We start from the raw sequence: 16734 nt of genomic DNA on the forward strand, positions 1-16734 counted from the left end.
TAGTTATTATTATTTTTAATAAACGAGGCGAATAATATAATATTTATTAACTTATGTAAAATATTAATTACTAATTTTCATTAACTAATAAATTTTTTAGCTAAGTGTGATTAATATATTGTATGCAATAGTAATTTAGTTTTCGGTAAATAAAATATGCAAATTCAATTTCATTTATATAACACGCTTACTCGCACTAAAGAGCTTTTTAGACCTCAAGATCAGGCTAACGTAAAAATGTATGTGTGTGGACCGACTGTTTACGATAATCCTCATATAGGCAATAGTAGATCGGCAGCGGTATATGATTTACTTTATCGTATACTGATAAAAATATTCGGAAGTACAGCAGTAAAATATATACGTAATATTACCGATGTTGATGATAAAATTATCGATAGAGCTGAACTACTTGGCAGTACTATTAATGAGTTGACTGATAAAGTTACACAAGAGTTTCATATAAATATGGAATATTTAGGTTGCAAGCTCCCGAGTATTGAGCCGAAAGCTACAGAGCATATTGATATAATGATTGAAATAATAGAGCGCTTAATAGCAAAAAAACATGCATATATTGCTGATAAGCATGTATATTTTAATGTTTTATCGGCTCCGAATTATACAGAATTATCTAACCGAAATTTAGAGGAAATGTTTGAGGGAGTACGTGTAGAAAATAGTAAAACTAAAAAGCATCCACAGGATTTTGTATTATGGAAACCGGCAAAGCCAAATGAATCCGCAAATATGAATTTTGACAGTCCTTGGGGACTTGGTCGCCCTGGATGGCATATTGAATGTTCAGCCATGAGTTATAAATATTTAGGTGAGAATTTTGATATTCACGGTGGCGGAGCAGATTTAATCTTTCCACATCATACTAATGAAATTGCGCAAAGTAGATGTGCGTTCCCAAGTTCTACCTATGCTAAATATTGGGTACATCATGGTTTTTTAACGGTTAACGGCGAAAAAATGAGTAAATCCCTTGGTAATTTTATTACCGTCAGGGACTTAATGGACAAAGAAATTTCAGGAGAAGTAATAAGATTATTTTTATTAAGTAGTCACTATAGACGTCCCCTTGATTATAATGATAAAGCTATAGAAGATGCTAAGAAAACTTTAGATTATTGGTATAGAGCTATAGTAAATATTAATTTACAAAAAATAGATATCATACCTAATGATTTTATGCAAAGCTTACTTGATGATATGAATACACCACTTGCCGTAAAAATAATTAATGACTATGCTAGAGGGGTATTTACTTCTACAACTGAAGAGGAAAAAAAGTTTAATGCATCTAACCTTATTACTTGTGCTAATTTTATTGGTTTAATGAATAAGACTCCACATGAATGGTTTAATAGTGGTGTGAATGAACTATATATAAATGAGCTTGTAAATAAACGTTTAGAAGCAAAAAAACAAAAAAATTGGTTATTAGCCGATCAAATTCGTAATCAATTATTAGAACAACAAATAGTCCTAGAAGATAAGCCTGACGGTACTATCTGGCGAAAAGGATAAAAGCTTGTAAATTACGCATTATGCTTATATAATTTGTAGGCTTATGAGAATGAGACTTTAAGTCTATCTATGTCATTCCCGTGTAGGTGGAGTTCAGAAAAAATAACATTAATATTAAGTACATTTTTGATAAAATAAACATACAAAAACAAGTTTTTTATATGTTTTTCTGAATTTTCGCCTACGCGGGTAATGACATCCTAGACCTAAATAAGCAAAGTTCACACGTAAGATATAAGTTAGTTCATTGGTATGAGCATCTTACGGAGGTATAAACTAACAATTAGGAGAATGTAAAAATGTCAAAAATACCATCTGTTAACATTAAAGAATTATTGGATGCGGGCGTGCATTTTGGTCATAAGACCTCACGCTGGAATCCTAAAATGGGGTCTTATATATATGGTGAACGTGATGATGTTCATATAATCGATTTAAGACAAAGTGCCGTTTTAATGAGTGTTGCTTTGAATGCAATATATGAAACCGTAAAAAAAGACGGTAAAATATTATTTGTAAGTACTAAAATACAGGCCAGTGATATTATAGCGGAATATGCTGAAAAATGCGGGCAATATTATGTAAATCATAGATGGCTTGGTGGTATGCTAACTAACTGGAAAACTATTGCGGGTTCAATAGAAAAATTAAATAAGTTAGAAAAAACCTTAGGAAACGAAGAAGCACTTATGGGCTATACTAAGAAAGAGATACTTGATATGAGTCGTAAGAAAGATAAATTACTTTTATCTCTTGCTGGTATTAGAAATCTTAATTCTAAACCTGATCTTCTAGTAGTTATTGACACTAATAAAGAGCATATAGCAATTAATGAAGCGGTAAAGCTTAATGTCCCTATAGTGGCAGTAGTCGATACTAATTCTAATCCTGATAATGTGGATTATCCGATTCCTGGTAATGATGATTCTATAAGATCAATAAGACTTTATTGTAGTTTATTTGCGGATGCAGCATTACAAGGACTTGCAGAATCAATGAAAGCTTCAGGAGTTGATATGGGTGCTATACAGGAACATACAGATAAGGCGTTAACTTCTAAAAGTGTTTCTAAATTAAAACAAACTAAAAAATTCTCTAAAATGAAAAATATTGATGAAGAGACAAATACAGAATTTGAGCAAGCATTAAATGATGCCGATAAAAATAAAAATTCTGAAAATGCATAATTAAATGGAGATTAAGTGAATATGAGTGAAGTAAATATAAGTGCTGTAGTGGTTAAAGCATTAAGAGAAAAAACCGGTGCAGGTATGATGGACTGCAAAAATGCATTAATAGAAACTAGAGGTAATTTTGAAGAGGCTATAGATTTTCTTCGTAAAAAAGGTCTAGCTGCTGCTGTAAAGAAAGCCGGACGTATTACTTCTGAAGGCTTAACAGCTGCAAAAGTTGAAGGACTCACCGGAGTAGTCATTGAAGTAAATTCTGAAACGGATTTTGTTGCTAGAAATGAGCAGTTCCAGGATTTAGTTAAGAATATTGTGAACCTTGCAGTAGTTGCAAAAACTATAGACAAGTTAAAAACATCTAAAATGTTGAACAGTAAATCAGTTGAAGAAGGTATTATAGAAAATATTGCTACAATCGGTGAAAATTTAACATTACGTCGTATGGATATATTAGAAATATCCGAAGGAGCAATCGGCTCGTACGTACATAATGAAGTTGTACCAAATTTAGGAAAAATTTCTGTATTGGTAGGTCTAGAGTCTAAGGCAAAAGATAAAACGAAACTAGAAGCTTTAGCTAAACAAATTGCAGTTCATGTAGCAGGAAATAATCCACAAAGTATAGATGATTCAAGTTTGGATCAAGTACTCGTGGAGCGTGAGAGAAAAATATTCTTTGAGAAATCTAAAGAAGAAGGAAAGCCCTATAATATTATAGAAAAAATGGTAGAAGGTAGAATACGTAAATTTTTCTCAGAAGTTGTATTACTTCAACAAGGGTTCTTGTTTGAGCCTAGACTTACCGTTGCAGAAGTAATTAAAAATACTGAAAAAGAACTCGGTGCAGAAATTAAAATTACCAAATTTATTAGATATGAACTTGGTGAAGGTATAGAACACGAAGAAAAAAACTTTGCCGATGAAGTAACAGCTATTACACAGGGTTAATATTTGTGTCAAGCCACCGTTAAGATCAAGAGCTAAGGAACTAAAAGGAGTGTGGCAATCTAGCAAAAATAATAAGAAATGCTATCATTTTTACTGGATTGCTTCGTCAAAACTTACAATTTTTCCTCGCAATAACATAAACTTCTCAAGTTATCTTCAGCTTAATACAATAAGTCTTAATTATTGATCATATATATCTTCTTATGATACGCAGGGTTAGTATGTCCTATTTCTAATACTCCTTTATTTTCATAAATTTTTTGAGTGAAATGCTCATAATGTCTGCTATTTACTGGTAAATATATAGTTTGTTGTTATAGTCGATTAACACCAGATAATGATGAATATGACAAAGTACCGATGAGCATTTTTGTAAAGCTAATTTGTATTGAAATGAACTACCTAGATTTACAGTATTGGTAAAAGTAAGCTTTCTATAAGCCGTAACTTCAATAATCTTGTTATTAAACTTTAAACTTGTATTTTAGTAGAATATTATTATGTTTATAATATCTTTTCACGTACTTATCCATAAGTCTGCTTCTAATTAATACCTAGGATCATTGTATAAGATATATATAATATATTGCATTGTTGGTTTTAGGAGTTGTAATCATAACTTTTTGTTTACCTGTCTCATCAGGGTTCACTATTTCTGTGATCTACTAGTTAATTTATAAGCACTTGTTATGCTAGCTGATTTACTTCTTTTTACTCCTTTTCCAATCTATTCTTTTACTTTTTCTCTCTTAGAAAAAATAGTATTTTCTTGAGGTTTAGTAGGTAGATGCACTAGGCTCCGGTTCTTTTTCTAGAATATTACCATCCTCTACAATTTCGATATCTCCCTTGTAAATTTATAAGTATTCGCTATAGTCTTTATCGGCTTTTACTTCCTTTTATTGCCATTTTGTCTTCTTCTATAGTAGCTTTTCCTAGAAATTTTACTCCTTCATATGATGCTATGCAACTGACTACTATTATTATTAACTCACATTCACTATCACAGAAACTTTGTAATTACTTTCAAATATTCATATAGGACTTTCTGGTTGTTCTCAACAAATTTTAAAGCATTTTCACGATAAATTTTAAGTTCTAGAGAATTATTAGAACTAAGTAAATATTGTAGTTTAGTTAGTAAATCCTCACCGTTTTTGATTTGGATAGCAGCTTTATGTTGCAGTATGTCTTTAGCGATATCGGTGTTTTTACTCATATCGGGACCAAATATAATACAATTAGAGAAATATGCTGCTTCTAAAATATTATGTCCGCCTTGTTTAAAAGAACCACCTATAAAAGAAATTGTAGCTACGGAAAAAAACAGTCCCATTTCACCGAATCTATCAACTATATAAAGATCATCGCTTAATACCGGTGAATCATTTTGCGACTTAGCGGTAGAGGATAAATTATGTGACTTACAGTTATCAATAATTGATTTAACTCGTTCAGGATGTCTTGGAATTAAGATAACATAACAATCTAAAAACTGCTCTTTTAAGCTTTTAATTATAGGTAAAATAAGTTCTTCGTCTTCCATGTGAGTGCTAGCAAATACTACAACTCGCCTATTGTTTAAATGTAAGCTTAATTTTGATAACTCTTCTTGATTGACCGGAAGTTTTTCATTAGCGAATTTAATATTTCCTAGGTTAATTGCATCTGATACTCCAAGTTTGTTGAATTTTTGTAAGTCACGCTCGCTTTGTACGATAATTTTACTGAAATTTTTGAGGATAAGCTGAAAAAAGCTTTTTCTTTTTTGCCAAGCTTTAAATGATTTATCAGAAATACGAGCATTTACTAGTAGTAATTTACACTGTTTAGCTCCCTCATTAATAGTACACGGCCATAATTCCGATTCTATAAAAATACCTAAATTAGGTTGCCAATTTCTTAAAAATTTTCTAGTAACAATAATATTATCTATTGGTAAGAATTGATGAGTAGCTATTTTAGGTAACTTAGTACTTAATATTTTAGCAGAAGCTTGTGTCCAAGAAGTTACTAGAAAACGCACATCAGGGTAGCGTTTACTTATATTATGTATTAATGTTAAAGCTGTCATAGATTCACCAATGCTAGCTGCATGAATCCATACTAAGAAAGAGCTATTTTGTCTATGCTTTCCGATAGCAAAACGTTCTTGTATACGTTTTATATCTTCTTTACCTATTAGTAAACGAATAAGAATTATGATAAAGTAAACAGGTAATAATATAAAGCTTAAAGTGTAATATAATAGCATCATTCCTTTAAGCTCTCTGTTAAACTTGCTAATTGTTTTTCAAGGTTTATATGATTTTGTATTTTATCATTTGTGAGTTCTAAAGGTGAGCCAACTATGATTTTAATAGTACCAAATGGTAGGGGTATTATTAATTTATCCCAACTGTTTAGTCTAAAACATTTAGAGGTACTACTGATTATTGGAATAACTTTTTTATTATATCTATAAGCAATTTCGGTAATTCTGCTATTGACTTTATATACCGGTCCTTTAGGACCGTCCGGCGTGACTATTATATTTGCACCTTGAGATAGGTTGCCTATAATATTGCGTAAAGCTGCAATTGGATTTTTATTAGTAGAACCTACTATAACTCTGCAACCGAATTTTCCTACTAGATTGTTTAAAATTTCCCCGTCTAAATGGGGCGATATTAAAGCATAGATATTTCTATGTCCTATAAACATAGCCGGACTCAAAGCAAGCATATTATGCCAAAATACAAAGATTACACCTTGTTCGTTTAGGAATTTTGCCTTATTACCGTTATCGTAGAATATAAATTTCTGTCTTGAAGTAAGGTAAACAAAACGCAAGTACCAATATAGTAAAATAGTAATTATACTAAGTACGCATCTGTTACGTTTTAAAAGTTTTTTAAAAGCTTTCCACATTATTTTTTTTGTTGGTTTAACTTTTCTCAATCTCATTCCAGCGAAGGTGGGAATCTAAAAAAATAATCTTAGTTTTACTGGATTCCCGTATTCGTGGGAATGACATTGATCGCTCTCTCAATTCTAAGGCAAGCTTCTTCTAGCTCTGTCATAGAAGTAGCATAAGAAATTCTAAAATACCCCTCTAAGCCGAAAGCAATGCCCGGTACTACGGCAACTTTTGCTTCTTCAAGTAAATATTCGGCAAAATCATTACTATTTGTAATAATTTTTGCTAACTTAGTTTTATGTCCAAATATTTTATCGCATTTAATAAATAAGTAAAACGCACCTTCCGGCTTATAGCACTCAAAATATTTTACTCTTTTCAAAATTGATAAAGCAAGGTCACGCTTTTGCTGAAAACTTAAAGCATTAGTTTCTATATAATCTTGAGGACCGTTTAATGCTTCAATAGCAGCCATTTGACTTATTGAGCAAGGGTTTGAGGTGTTCTGCGACTGGATAATAGTCATTGCTTTAATTAAAGCTTTTGAACCTACACCATAGCCTATACGCCATCCCGTCATAGAATAAGCTTTAGATACTCCGTTTACAGTAAATATTCGTTCTTTTAAATCGGGTGCTATTTGAGCTAATGTATAAAATTTAAAATCATCAAAAGTAATATGTTCGTAAATATCATCCGACATTACGTTTACATGGGAATACTTTCTTAAAACTTTAGCAATATTTTCTAATTCTTCAAAATTATAACTCGCCCCTGTCGGATTATTTGGAGAGTTAATAATAAGCCACTTAGTTTTATCCGTAATTAAAGGTTCTAAAGCTTCCGCACTTAATTTAAAATTATTTTCAATTCCACAATTTACAAAAACCGGTGTTCCTAGGCTAAGTGCAACCATATCAGGATATGAAACCCAATAAGGAGCGGGAATAATTACCTCATCCCCTTTATCTAAAGATGCCATAAACAGATTATATATAACTTGTTTACCGCCGGCACTAACTATTATTTCATCAAGTTCGTAATCTATATTATTTTCACGTTTGAACTTGTCTTTTATTGCTTGCTTTAAAGTTAGCATACCATCAACATTAGTATATTTGGTAAAGCCGTCTTTAATAGCTTTAATCGCTGCTTCCTTAATGTTATCAGGCGTATCAAAATCAGGTTCACCGGCACCGAGTGCAATAATATCAATACCTAGTCTTTTAAGCTCAAGAGTTTTTTTTACGATTGCAAGGGTTGGTGACGGCTTTATAGAATTTAGCCTCGTAGAAATAATTGACATATATTTTGAGTTTGTATTAATTAGACATTTGTTTGTTACACAGTTCGAATCCAGTAATTAAAAATTTTAAAATTAATAAGTTATAGTTGTTTCACTTTTCTCTGAATTCCAGCTTCCGCGGGAATGACATACATAGTTTTTCTGAGCTACGTAATAAGGCTTGTTTATAAAAGCAATAATACAGTAATTTTGATCACAATAAAATTATTTTATTTAAAAATTTATCAAGATATGTTTATTATAATAAGTAATATTAAATTTAGTAATTAAACTATGCTCGGTAAAATAAAAGACAAAATCAAACATGATTGCTTAATTATAATGGATATACCAAATTTTATTAAAAATAAAATTTTAGAATTTAAAAATTATATCAGTGATTGTAAATATAAATTCTCTCATATAGCTGAAACGAATTATCAGCTTGGACTCGATCATTTATATAGAGGTAATTTAAATGATGCACTGCTTAGGTTTAAACTAGTCGATAAATTTTTTAATCCTAATAATTCTAAAGTATATTATCAACTTGGATTGGTCTATTTTTTAAAAAATAATTACAGGCAAGCTATAGAATATTTAGAAAAATCTAATGAAAAATATAAAACTGTATTTATAAATTTTTTGAAAAATTATAATGATATTACTGAAATACCTCAAGAAATTTGGGTGCAATATCGCGATTTAACTGCAAAATATTATCCTACTATTTTTAATAACGATAAAAATATCAATCTTCCGTATAGGTTTGTTAATGAAGCACTTAAGCAGATATCTGATGTACCGGATAATTACTCTATTTTAGAGCTTGGAAGTAATATAGGGCTTGTAGGTTATGAAATACAAAAACATTTTCCAGAAAGTTTTACTTTAACCGGCGTAGAAATTTCTGCTTTAATGAATGCTTTACAAGAAACATATTATCCAAATACTAAAATTTACGATCAAATATATAATATTTCTATCAATAAATTTTTAAGTCAAAACTCTAATAAATTTGATATTATTTTTAATTTTTGCGGATTATCGTTTACTAACAATTTAGTAGAATATTTTAATTTAATATACTCATCTCTGAGTAAACAAGGGTATTTTGCCCTTTGTTTACCTACTTCTGTAAAGACACAGTTTTCAGTAAAACGCAAAGAATTTATTTTTAACTTAAATGAAATAAATAATTTTTTACAAAAAAATAATTTTACTATATTCACTTCGGAAGAAATAATACTAGCGGAACACAATAAATATAGTATTATTGTTTGTTGTAAGAAAACAACATAAATCAATGAGAATTTTAATTATACTATCTATTATACTATGCTCATTATTCGCAAGAGCTGATCTTGAATATGTTGATAATGACATATATAATTATAATGGTGGAAGAAATGAAAAGGGTTGTTTAGAAGTTTATGATCCATATGAAAAATTTAACCGTAAAGTGTTTGCATTTAATTCTGCGTTAGATTACATAATATTACGCCCTTTAGCGGTGGGTTATAAGAATATCACGAATGATTATGTAAAAGCGCGTGTTAATAGTTTAGTTAGTAATATTGATACACTGCTTACGGCGGTAAATTATGGACTTCAGTTAAATTACGATAAAACTATGAAAAGCGTTTGGCGGTTTCTCATTAACACGACGCTTGGTATAGGCGGTTTATTTGACGTGGCAGGTAAAGTAGGTTTGCCGTCTGATCGTCAAACCTTTGGTAATACTCTTGCGCATTATGGAGTAGCTCCGGGTCCTTATTTAGTGTTACCGATAATCGGTAGTACTAATGCAAGAGATATGACGGATCTGATATTTACTAACTATGTTCTTAATCCCTTAATGTATTACACTCGTAATGATTTTGAGCTTGGAGTATTGGTAGTTAGTAAAATAAACAATCGGTGTGTTGTATTACCGTTTAGTGATTATGTAATGAAGAATTCTACTGACCCTTATGTGGCTATTAGATCGGCATTACATCGTGCTCGTGAAGCATCGGTTCAATATCCTGAGAATTTTAAATGTCCTAAACCTAAAAATTAACTTAAAAGAGGATTATATGCACAAAATGATTACAGGTTTATTTCTGTTAGTTATAACGTTTTCTGCCTATTCTAATGAGAAAGTGCCTGCCGGTTTAAACGATTACATCACTAATTTAGTAAATGAAGCTTCAATTACACTAAATAATAGCAGTTTATCTCAAGAAGCAAAAATTTCTAAAGCTCGTGAGTTAATATACAATAACTTAGACTTTAACTGGATGGCTAGATATACTTTAGGACGTAATGGAGTAAAAACTTTATCTAATGAACAAATCAGGGAATTTATAAAAATTTACTCTAAATATGTTACTAAAGCTTATACTGATTTAATAAAAGATTATAAAGGTGCAAAGCCTAAAATAGTAGGAGTACGTGCGTTAAATTCTACTGATTTTATGGTTGCTATGAATATTATTAGTAATAAAGGACAAGATCCTATTAAAGTAGAGTATTTAATACGCGAAATGAAAAAAGACGGAAAAGGTTTTTTTAAAGTTTCTGATATAATTACAGAAGGCGTAAGTCTTATTGGAGCTCAACAAGATGAGTTTATAAATACTTTAAAGAATGAAGGTTTTGATCAATTAATACAAAATTTACAAAGTCGTTCTTAAATGCGGTGTCATCACTAACACGTCATTGTAAGCATTTGCTCGGAGCGTGGCAATCCAGAAAGATTATAGCATTTTTTACTGGATTGCTTCGTTAATTACTTCGTAATTTTCATCGCAATGCAGGTAAACAACATAACCCACTCACATGAAAATCCTAATAGTTAGTTAGTAATGAGCTACTTGTATCTCGTTTAGCTATAGCATTAAATATTAATATATTGAGTAGAGAATTACATGTTTCAATGATTCCGCAATAAAAGTAGAAATTCAAGAAGCGCTTCATAATGAAGATGTAATCGTAGTACAATCTACTTCAAAACCAGTGAACGATCTACTAATTGAGCTGTTCTTGCTAGTAGATGCAGCAAAAAAAAGTGCAAGTAAATAATATTGATAATGCCTTATTTTAGTTATGCAAGGGCAATATAGGTTTTAATTAATCTACGATTCCTACTAGGTTTAAGACGATTGTTTAGAGAAGTTTTGAGTAAACCATGTAATTACCATTGATTTATACACCGATAAAATAGAGCAATTTTTTAATATTCCTGTTTCTAATCTTACGCCTACATATTTATGTATTCCATTTTTAAGAACTTTTAGCAATTTCAATGTCGTTGCAGCTGACAAAGGAAAAGTATTGATCGAGTGCAAAAAATTAGTAATTTACTAAATATAGATTCAGCTTATCTGAATACAGAAAGGGATATAAATAATAATTGTGAGATGATAGAAATAATAGGTAAAGCCCAGGGGACAAATTGTATATTTAATATTATTAGATAGTGGCGAAACAATCGATAAAGTAGTAATCTTTTAAAAAAACATTCTGCTTGATCGGTTAATGCTTTTATAACTAATGAAGTGCTTTCTGTTGATTCTAAAGATAAAATTGAAAATTTAGTGATAGATAATATTTTTGTACCGATACTACAGAAGTAGGTGACTTATCTACAAAATTTCATATAATATCCGTGTTGCCTATCATCTTAAAAGAGTTAAGAAATATAAATGAGCTTGTGTACTCTAGCAATAAATCTATCTGCAATAAAAAATAATTACTTTTTATTACAAGATATTTGCAAAACCTCGTTAGTCGGTGCTGTCGTTAAAGCTGATGGTTACGGTCTTGGAGCAGTACAAATTTCTAAAGCTTTAATAGAAGAAAATTGTAGACATTTTTTTGTAGCTTCAAGTGAAGAAGGAGTTAATGTACGCAAAGCTTTAGGCATAGATGTTAATATTTTGGTCTTAAACGGTGTTTTTGAGCATGATGCTTTAGAGCTTATAGAATATAATTTAATACCTATTCTAAATAACTTAAAGCAAATCGAAATTTGGCAACAATTCGGTAATTTGAAAAACCTATTATTACCTTGTTATTTACATTTCAATACCGGGATTAATCGTCTCGGCTTAAGCTCTAATGAGATAGAGCAGTTAATTAATAATCGTGATTTGTTAAAAGGACTAAATTTACAATATATTATAAGCCATCTAGCTATATCCGAGGAAATAGATAATCCTTATAATCTAGAACAATTAAACAAATTTAAAGCTTATTTACGATATTTCCCAAGTATAAAAGCAAGTCTTGCTAATTCTGGCGGCATATTTTTAGGGCAGGATTACCATTTTGATTTAGTAAGACCAGGGGCTGCTTTATACGGTCTTAACCCTTTGATGCAAAATCCCGTAACCTTAAAAGCCCCCATAATTCACTTACAGAATTTGACACTAGATAGCCATATCGGTTATAATATGACTTTTACCACTAAGCGTGATAGTGTTATTGCAACATTACCGCTTGGTTATGCCGACGGATATAGCCGTAATTTTAGTAATCAAGGTAAAGTGTTTATTAACGGTCGCAGCGTTCCTATAGTAGGGCGAGTATCGATGGATTTGATAAATATTGATGTTACCGATCTACCACCTTCTGATATTTTTCTAGGGCAGGAAGTGGAAATTATTGGCAATCATTGTACGCCTGATAAAATAGCGAGTATTATTGGTACTATCGGGTATGAGGTATTAACTAGTCTTGGTAATCGATATAGAAGAAAATATACTAGATGAACTTCAAAATTGGCTGTGTCTTCCTACAAGTACCGCAGTGCTTACGTATTAAGTATACGCTCCGCTTCTTGTCTTGTAGTCTCCTTGCTCTTTTTGAAGTTGATCTTCCTATACCGGCTTATAATACCGGATAATTTTTAAAAATGTTATGTTTTTGTAAGGTATATCCTTATATGTCATTCCTGCGAAAGCGGTAATCCAGTAAAACATTTAAAATTATAGCAATATACACAAATGTTATTAAATATAGCTAATGCAGTTGGCAAACGTACCATAAAGTTTGCTCAAAATATAGGCAGTTTTTCTCTATTTAGCTTTGCTGCCGTTAGCAGTATTATAAGACCACCTTTATATTTTAGTTTAATCATTCGGCAATTATTATTTATCGGGTTTTACTCTTTGCCGGTTGTTACTATGACAACTTTTTTTTCAGGTGCGGTACTTGCATTACAGAGCTATAACGGCTTTTCCCGTTTTTCAGCTGAAAGTTCCATTGCAACGGTAGTAGTATTATCACTGACTAGAGAACTTGGACCTGTCTTAGTTGGACTAATGGTAGCAGGAAGAGTTGGAGCATCGATTGCTGCTGAAATAGCAACAATGAGAGTAACGGAGCAAGTAGATGCTTTATATACTTTATCTACCGATCCTATTAAATATTTAGTTTTCCCAAGAGTGATAACAGCTATGCTTACAATGCCTTGTCTTGTTTTAATCGGCGATGTAATCGGTGTTATGGGCGGTTATTTGGTAGGTGTATATAAACTTGGTTTTAATAGTACAGCTTATTTAACCAGTACTTTTCAGTATTTAGAGCCGATTGATGTAATTTCCGGTCTTGTTAAAGCAGGAGTTTTTGGGTTTATTATTTCTATAATAAGTTGCTATAGCGGCTATTATTCAGGTAAAGGTGCTAAGGGAGTCGGAAGAGCAACTACCTCGGCAGTAGTAAATTCTTCTATTCTTATCTTAATAAGCAATTATTTAATAACCGAATTATTTTTTAAAGTATAGATATGAGTACAAAAGAAGAATTTAAAATTAAAATTCGGTCATTATATAAATCATTTGCTAATCATAAGGTATTAGACGGAATAGATTTGGATGTAAAAAATGGCAGCTCATTAGTTATTTTAGGTGGTTCCGGTAGCGGTAAATCGGTTCTAATTAAAAATATAGTAGGGCTGATTAAACCCGATAAAGGTAAAATTTTTATTAATAATGTAGAAATCCAAGATATCTCAAGTAAACGAAAATTTGAGATTATGGACAGTATAGGCTTTTTATTCCAAGGCGGAGCATTATTTGACTCCTTAAATGTACGTGATAATATTACTTTTGAGACTAAAAAATTGTCTAAGAAAGAAAAAAATGACCTTGCCGGTGCAAAGCTTAATTCTGTTGGGTTATCCCCTAGAATACTTGATCTTTATCCTTCCGAATTATCGGGAGGAATGCAAAAAAGAGTCGCACTTGCTAGGGCTATTTGTAGTACACCATCGATTTTATTTCTTGATGAACCAACTACAGGGCTTGATCCTATAATGGCAAATGTTATCAATGAATTAATTATAAAAATACAAGAGGAACTTGGGGCAACTATGATTACTATAACTCACGATATGATTCATGCCAAAAAAATAGCTAAAGAAGTAGCTATGATTTATCAAGGAAAGATTAAATGGTACGGTAGTAAAGATGAAATGTGTAATAGTGATAATCCTTATTTAAAACAATTTATAAATGGATTAACTACCGGTCCTATAGACTTTAATTAGAGGATAAGAATTTGTCCTAAATCCACATTGTTGAGGTATAAAATGTTAAGAAATTTATTATGTGTAATAATCTTTTTAGGTATAAATCTAAATGTTTATTCTGTAAATAATAGTTCTTATAAGGCAGATGATATAATAAAAATAGTAATTATTCTTGGAATAATTATTTTAATTTTTAGTCCCGCAAAATTTCGTATAGTAGTTATCGGTACTATTTTAGGTTTGACTTTTGCCTATTTCACGTATAAATACATTGTACCTATCTTTATTTCTTTACTAAATGGGCCATAATTACCTCTTGACACTAGGGTAGCATTACTTTATACTTCTTATCTGTTGTATATTTAATAAGGTATTTAGCTTATGTCTCGTAAGTGCGACCTCACAGGTGTGGGGGTTTTATACGGCAATAATGTATCACATTCTCAGCGTAAAACTAGAAGACGTTTTGAGCCTAATTTAAGGTCAGTTAAGTTTAAAAGTGATATAACATCTGGAGCATATAGATTATTGGTTAATGCTAGATGTATTAGTTCAGTGGAAAAAGCCGGTGGTTTTGATGCATATATTCTAAAAGCTGATGATAATGTTTTATCTAGTGCGGCTAGAGCTATTAAGAAAAAAATAATTCAGACTAAAACGGCAAAATCATTATGAAAAGTGGTATACATCCAGAATATAAAAAGCTTTTGATTAAAGTAGGGAGTGATGTTTTTAAAACAATGTCAACTCATCCTACAGGTGAGATTTTAATGGATGTTGATTTTAGAAAGCATCCGGCATGGAATAAAGATTCCGGAAATGTAGTAAATCAATCGAACAAAAGTGTTAGTGATTTTAATAAAAGATTCTCAGGTCTTTCTTTCGGTAGTAAGAAAGGAGCTAGTTAGGTTTACATTTTTTGGATTTATTATAAGAAAGCTATGTTTGTTGTGTGGATTAGTTTTTCGTCATTGCAAGGAAATTTACAATAGTAAATTGACAAAGTAATCCAGTTAAAAAATGCTAAAGATTAGCATTTTTTAAGTTTTTTTGGTTGCTACACTTCTTTCAGTCGCTTAGCTCATGATGATTGTATACACAAGCAAGTCTTACGTAAGAATGACAGCCTGAACGTTCCGTATAGTAGTGGATTTATTCACAGTTAACACGGGTATCAAAGTCATTAATTCTCAATTATTGCGGGGTGGAGCAGTTCGGTAGCTCGTCAGGCTCATAACCTGAAGGTCGTTGGTTCAAATCCAGCCCCCGCTACCATATTTTATATTTTCAGTAAAGTTATTTTTTAGGTTGTTAAACAACTTGGTAACTCCAAGAAGTTATGATAGTTTCTTGATCGGCATCATTGTATAGATCGATGTTATTCTTGCGCTAGTGTTATTGCGTAGATCGGTAAAATCTTTTGGGTGTGTTACCACGTGGTTTGAGACCACGGGTTCCAAGAACAACTTAAAATACTAATAATTTTAGTATTTTAAACTGGATACCGCGATCAAGTTCACGGAATGAAAAATAATTTTAATATTGATACACATTTTTGATAAAAAATATATAAAAAAGTTTTTTATATGTTTTGTTGGATTCCTGCTTTTAGCTAGAATGATATTTTAGCTATTTTCTAAGCTATGCAACAAAACCTAATTTTTTCCGCAATGATGATTAAAAAACTATGACTAATAATGAGAAAGTGATAAATAATAAAAAATCAACTGATAGCAGCAAGCTTTTTCGTTATCAAGCTAAATTTGTAGCCGGTGCTATGAATATAAATCAAATACCCAATTTTTTATTACCAGAAATTGCTTTTATTGGTAAATCAAATGTTGGCAAATCAAGTCTAATTAACACTATATGTAATAATAAAAATCTTGCTAAAGTTTCTAATATTCCGGGGCGTACTGGGCAAATCAATTTCTTTAACCTTGCAGATAAACTTATTATAGTTGATCTTCCAGGCTATGGTTTTGCTAATGTCCCTATATCAGTCAAAGAACAGTGGGAGGTGTTAATTAGTTATTATTTACGAAATAGCAATAATTTAAGGTTAGTTAACTTATTGATTGACTCAAGAAGAGGTATAAAAGAAAACGATAAAAAAGTAGCTGAGCTATTACTTAAAAATAAACGAAGTTTTCAAATTATTTTTACAAAGTTTGATAAAGTGACGGATTGTAAAAACCTTACCGATGAAGCACAGAATTTTCTTACAACTTTACACTACTCATGTAATGTTATGTATGTAAGTAGTAGGAGTAAAGAAGGTGCAAGAGAACTTAAAGCTAGTTTAGCAAAATGCATCATCAAACCTCAAAGGTCAAAAGGTAGATAGTATTTCTTTATT

17 protein-coding genes and 1 tRNA gene are annotated in these 16734 nt (G+C 31.0%); 15 read left to right on the top strand and 3 right to left on the bottom strand.

Going from position 1 to position 16734, the window contains the following annotated elements:
• Window positions 1-156: 156 nt before the first annotated feature.
• From cysS to tsf, 3 genes are all read left to right on the top strand, one after another.
• A complete protein-coding gene (gene cysS / locus A1E_RS00385) occupies window positions 157-1536 on the top strand; it encodes a cysteine--tRNA ligase (protein ID WP_012148233.1) in 1380 nt (459 codons plus the stop codon).
• A 299-nt stretch (window positions 1537-1835) separates the two neighbouring features.
• Complete coding sequence (rpsB, locus tag A1E_RS00390; RefSeq protein WP_012148234.1) at window positions 1836-2723, top strand: 30S ribosomal protein S2; 888 nt, start codon at window positions 1836-1838, stop codon at window positions 2721-2723.
• Window positions 2724-2744: 21 nt separating this feature from the next.
• Window positions 2745-3674: a translation elongation factor Ts gene (tsf, locus tag A1E_RS00395; protein WP_012148235.1), complete on the top strand. Its 930-nt coding sequence runs from the start codon at window positions 2745-2747 to the stop codon at window positions 3672-3674.
• A gap of 1003 nt (window positions 3675-4677) precedes the next feature.
• Here the strand turns inward: tsf and waaA are convergent.
• From waaA to A1E_RS00410, 3 genes are all read right to left on the bottom strand, one after another.
• The gene (waaA, locus tag A1E_RS00400) at window positions 4678-5931 is read right to left on the bottom strand and encodes a lipid IV(A) 3-deoxy-D-manno-octulosonic acid transferase (protein ID WP_012148236.1); all 1254 of its coding nucleotides are present in this window, start codon (window positions 5929-5931) and stop codon (window positions 4678-4680) included.
• Window positions 5928-6584, bottom strand: a complete 657-nt coding sequence (locus A1E_RS00405; protein ID WP_012148237.1) for a lysophospholipid acyltransferase family protein — start codon at window positions 6582-6584, stop codon at window positions 5928-5930. Before A1E_RS00405 ends, waaA begins: the two co-directional genes overlap by 4 nt.
• Before the next feature lie 74 nt (window positions 6585-6658).
• Entirely contained in the window at window positions 6659-7879 is a 1221-nt protein-coding gene (locus tag A1E_RS00410) for a pyridoxal phosphate-dependent aminotransferase (protein WP_012148238.1), read from the bottom strand.
• 273 nt (window positions 7880-8152) lie between these two features.
• Here A1E_RS00410 and A1E_RS00415 point away from each other — a divergent pair, with 273 nt between their 5' ends.
• The 12 genes from A1E_RS00415 to yihA all read left to right on the top strand — a co-directional run bounded on the left by A1E_RS00415 (window position 8153) and on the right by yihA (window position 16722).
• Entirely contained in the window at window positions 8153-9160 is a 1008-nt protein-coding gene (locus A1E_RS00415; protein WP_012148239.1) for a methyltransferase domain-containing protein, read from the top strand.
• 4 nt (window positions 9161-9164) lie between these two features.
• Window positions 9165-9920 (top strand): MlaA family lipoprotein, encoded by a 756-nt coding sequence (locus tag A1E_RS00420; protein WP_041405262.1) that lies wholly within the window; start codon window positions 9165-9167, stop codon window positions 9918-9920.
• A gap of 16 nt (window positions 9921-9936) precedes the next feature.
• Window positions 9937-10536, top strand: a complete 600-nt coding sequence (locus A1E_RS00425) for an MlaC/ttg2D family ABC transporter substrate-binding protein (protein ID WP_041405216.1) — start codon at window positions 9937-9939, stop codon at window positions 10534-10536.
• 265 nt (window positions 10537-10801) lie between these two features.
• Window positions 10802-10924: a ribose-phosphate pyrophosphokinase-like domain-containing protein gene (locus A1E_RS06710; RefSeq protein WP_330932946.1), complete on the top strand. Its 123-nt coding sequence runs from the start codon at window positions 10802-10804 to the stop codon at window positions 10922-10924.
• A 623-nt stretch (window positions 10925-11547) separates the two neighbouring features.
• Entirely contained in the window at window positions 11548-12615 is a 1068-nt protein-coding gene (locus tag A1E_RS00430; protein WP_012148242.1) for an alanine racemase, read from the top strand.
• Between the two features lie 234 nt (window positions 12616-12849).
• Window positions 12850-13629 (top strand): MlaE family ABC transporter permease, encoded by a 780-nt coding sequence (locus tag A1E_RS00435; protein WP_012148243.1) that lies wholly within the window; start codon window positions 12850-12852, stop codon window positions 13627-13629.
• A gap of 2 nt (window positions 13630-13631) precedes the next feature.
• Window positions 13632-14393, top strand: a complete 762-nt coding sequence (locus A1E_RS00440) for an ABC transporter ATP-binding protein (protein WP_012148244.1) — start codon at window positions 13632-13634, stop codon at window positions 14391-14393.
• 42 nt (window positions 14394-14435) lie between these two features.
• On the top strand, window positions 14436-14684 hold the full coding sequence (locus A1E_RS00445) for a DUF5510 family protein (protein ID WP_012148245.1): 249 nt from the start codon (window positions 14436-14438) through the stop codon (window positions 14682-14684).
• 72 nt (window positions 14685-14756) lie between these two features.
• On the top strand, window positions 14757-15050 hold the full coding sequence (gene rpmB, locus A1E_RS00450) for a 50S ribosomal protein L28 (protein ID WP_012148246.1): 294 nt from the start codon (window positions 14757-14759) through the stop codon (window positions 15048-15050).
• Entirely contained in the window at window positions 15047-15283 is a 237-nt protein-coding gene (rpmE, locus tag A1E_RS00455) for a 50S ribosomal protein L31 (protein ID WP_012148247.1), read from the top strand. The genes rpmB and rpmE overlap by 4 nt, the downstream gene beginning before the upstream one ends.
• A 290-nt stretch (window positions 15284-15573) precedes the next feature.
• A tRNA-Met gene (locus A1E_RS00460) sits at window positions 15574-15650 on the top strand.
• 412 nt (window positions 15651-16062) lie between these two features.
• Window positions 16063-16722, top strand: coding sequence for a ribosome biogenesis GTP-binding protein YihA/YsxC (yihA, locus tag A1E_RS00465; RefSeq protein ID WP_012148248.1), 660 nt, complete (start codon window positions 16063-16065; stop codon window positions 16720-16722).
• Window positions 16723-16734: the final 12 nt, after the last annotated feature.

Origin of the sequence: Rickettsia canadensis str. McKiel, from assembly GCF_000014345.1 — a bacterium.
Taxonomy (GTDB): Bacteria; Pseudomonadota; Alphaproteobacteria; order Rickettsiales; family Rickettsiaceae; genus Rickettsia; species Rickettsia canadensis.

Coding starts and splice junctions, on each gene's coding strand:
- A1E_RS00415 (WP_012148239.1), top strand. CDS start 8,153: ATGCTCGGTAAAATAAAAGACAAAATCAAACATGATTGCTTAATTATA.
- rpmE (WP_012148247.1), top strand. CDS start 15,047: ATGAAAAGTGGTATACATCCAGAATATAAAAAGCTTTTGATTAAAGTA.
- rpsB (WP_012148234.1), top strand. CDS start 1,836: ATGTCAAAAATACCATCTGTTAACATTAAAGAATTATTGGATGCGGGC.
- A1E_RS00435 (WP_012148243.1), top strand. CDS start 12,850: ATGTTATTAAATATAGCTAATGCAGTTGGCAAACGTACCATAAAGTTT.
- tsf (WP_012148235.1), top strand. CDS start 2,745: ATGAGTGAAGTAAATATAAGTGCTGTAGTGGTTAAAGCATTAAGAGAA.
- A1E_RS00405 (WP_012148237.1), bottom strand. CDS start 6,584: ATGTGGAAAGCTTTTAAAAAACTTTTAAAACGTAACAGATGCGTACTT.
- waaA (WP_012148236.1), bottom strand. CDS start 5,931: ATGATGCTATTATATTACACTTTAAGCTTTATATTATTACCTGTTTAC.
- A1E_RS00425 (WP_041405216.1), top strand. CDS start 9,937: ATGCACAAAATGATTACAGGTTTATTTCTGTTAGTTATAACGTTTTCT.
- cysS (WP_012148233.1), top strand. CDS start 157: ATGCAAATTCAATTTCATTTATATAACACGCTTACTCGCACTAAAGAG.
- A1E_RS00420 (WP_041405262.1), top strand. CDS start 9,165: ATGAGAATTTTAATTATACTATCTATTATACTATGCTCATTATTCGCA.
- A1E_RS00410 (WP_012148238.1), bottom strand. CDS start 7,879: ATGTCAATTATTTCTACGAGGCTAAATTCTATAAAGCCGTCACCAACC.
- A1E_RS00430 (WP_012148242.1), top strand. CDS start 11,548: ATGAGCTTGTGTACTCTAGCAATAAATCTATCTGCAATAAAAAATAAT.
- A1E_RS00445 (WP_012148245.1), top strand. CDS start 14,436: ATGTTAAGAAATTTATTATGTGTAATAATCTTTTTAGGTATAAATCTA.
- rpmB (WP_012148246.1), top strand. CDS start 14,757: ATGTCTCGTAAGTGCGACCTCACAGGTGTGGGGGTTTTATACGGCAAT.
- yihA (WP_012148248.1), top strand. CDS start 16,063: ATGACTAATAATGAGAAAGTGATAAATAATAAAAAATCAACTGATAGC.
- A1E_RS00440 (WP_012148244.1), top strand. CDS start 13,632: ATGAGTACAAAAGAAGAATTTAAAATTAAAATTCGGTCATTATATAAA.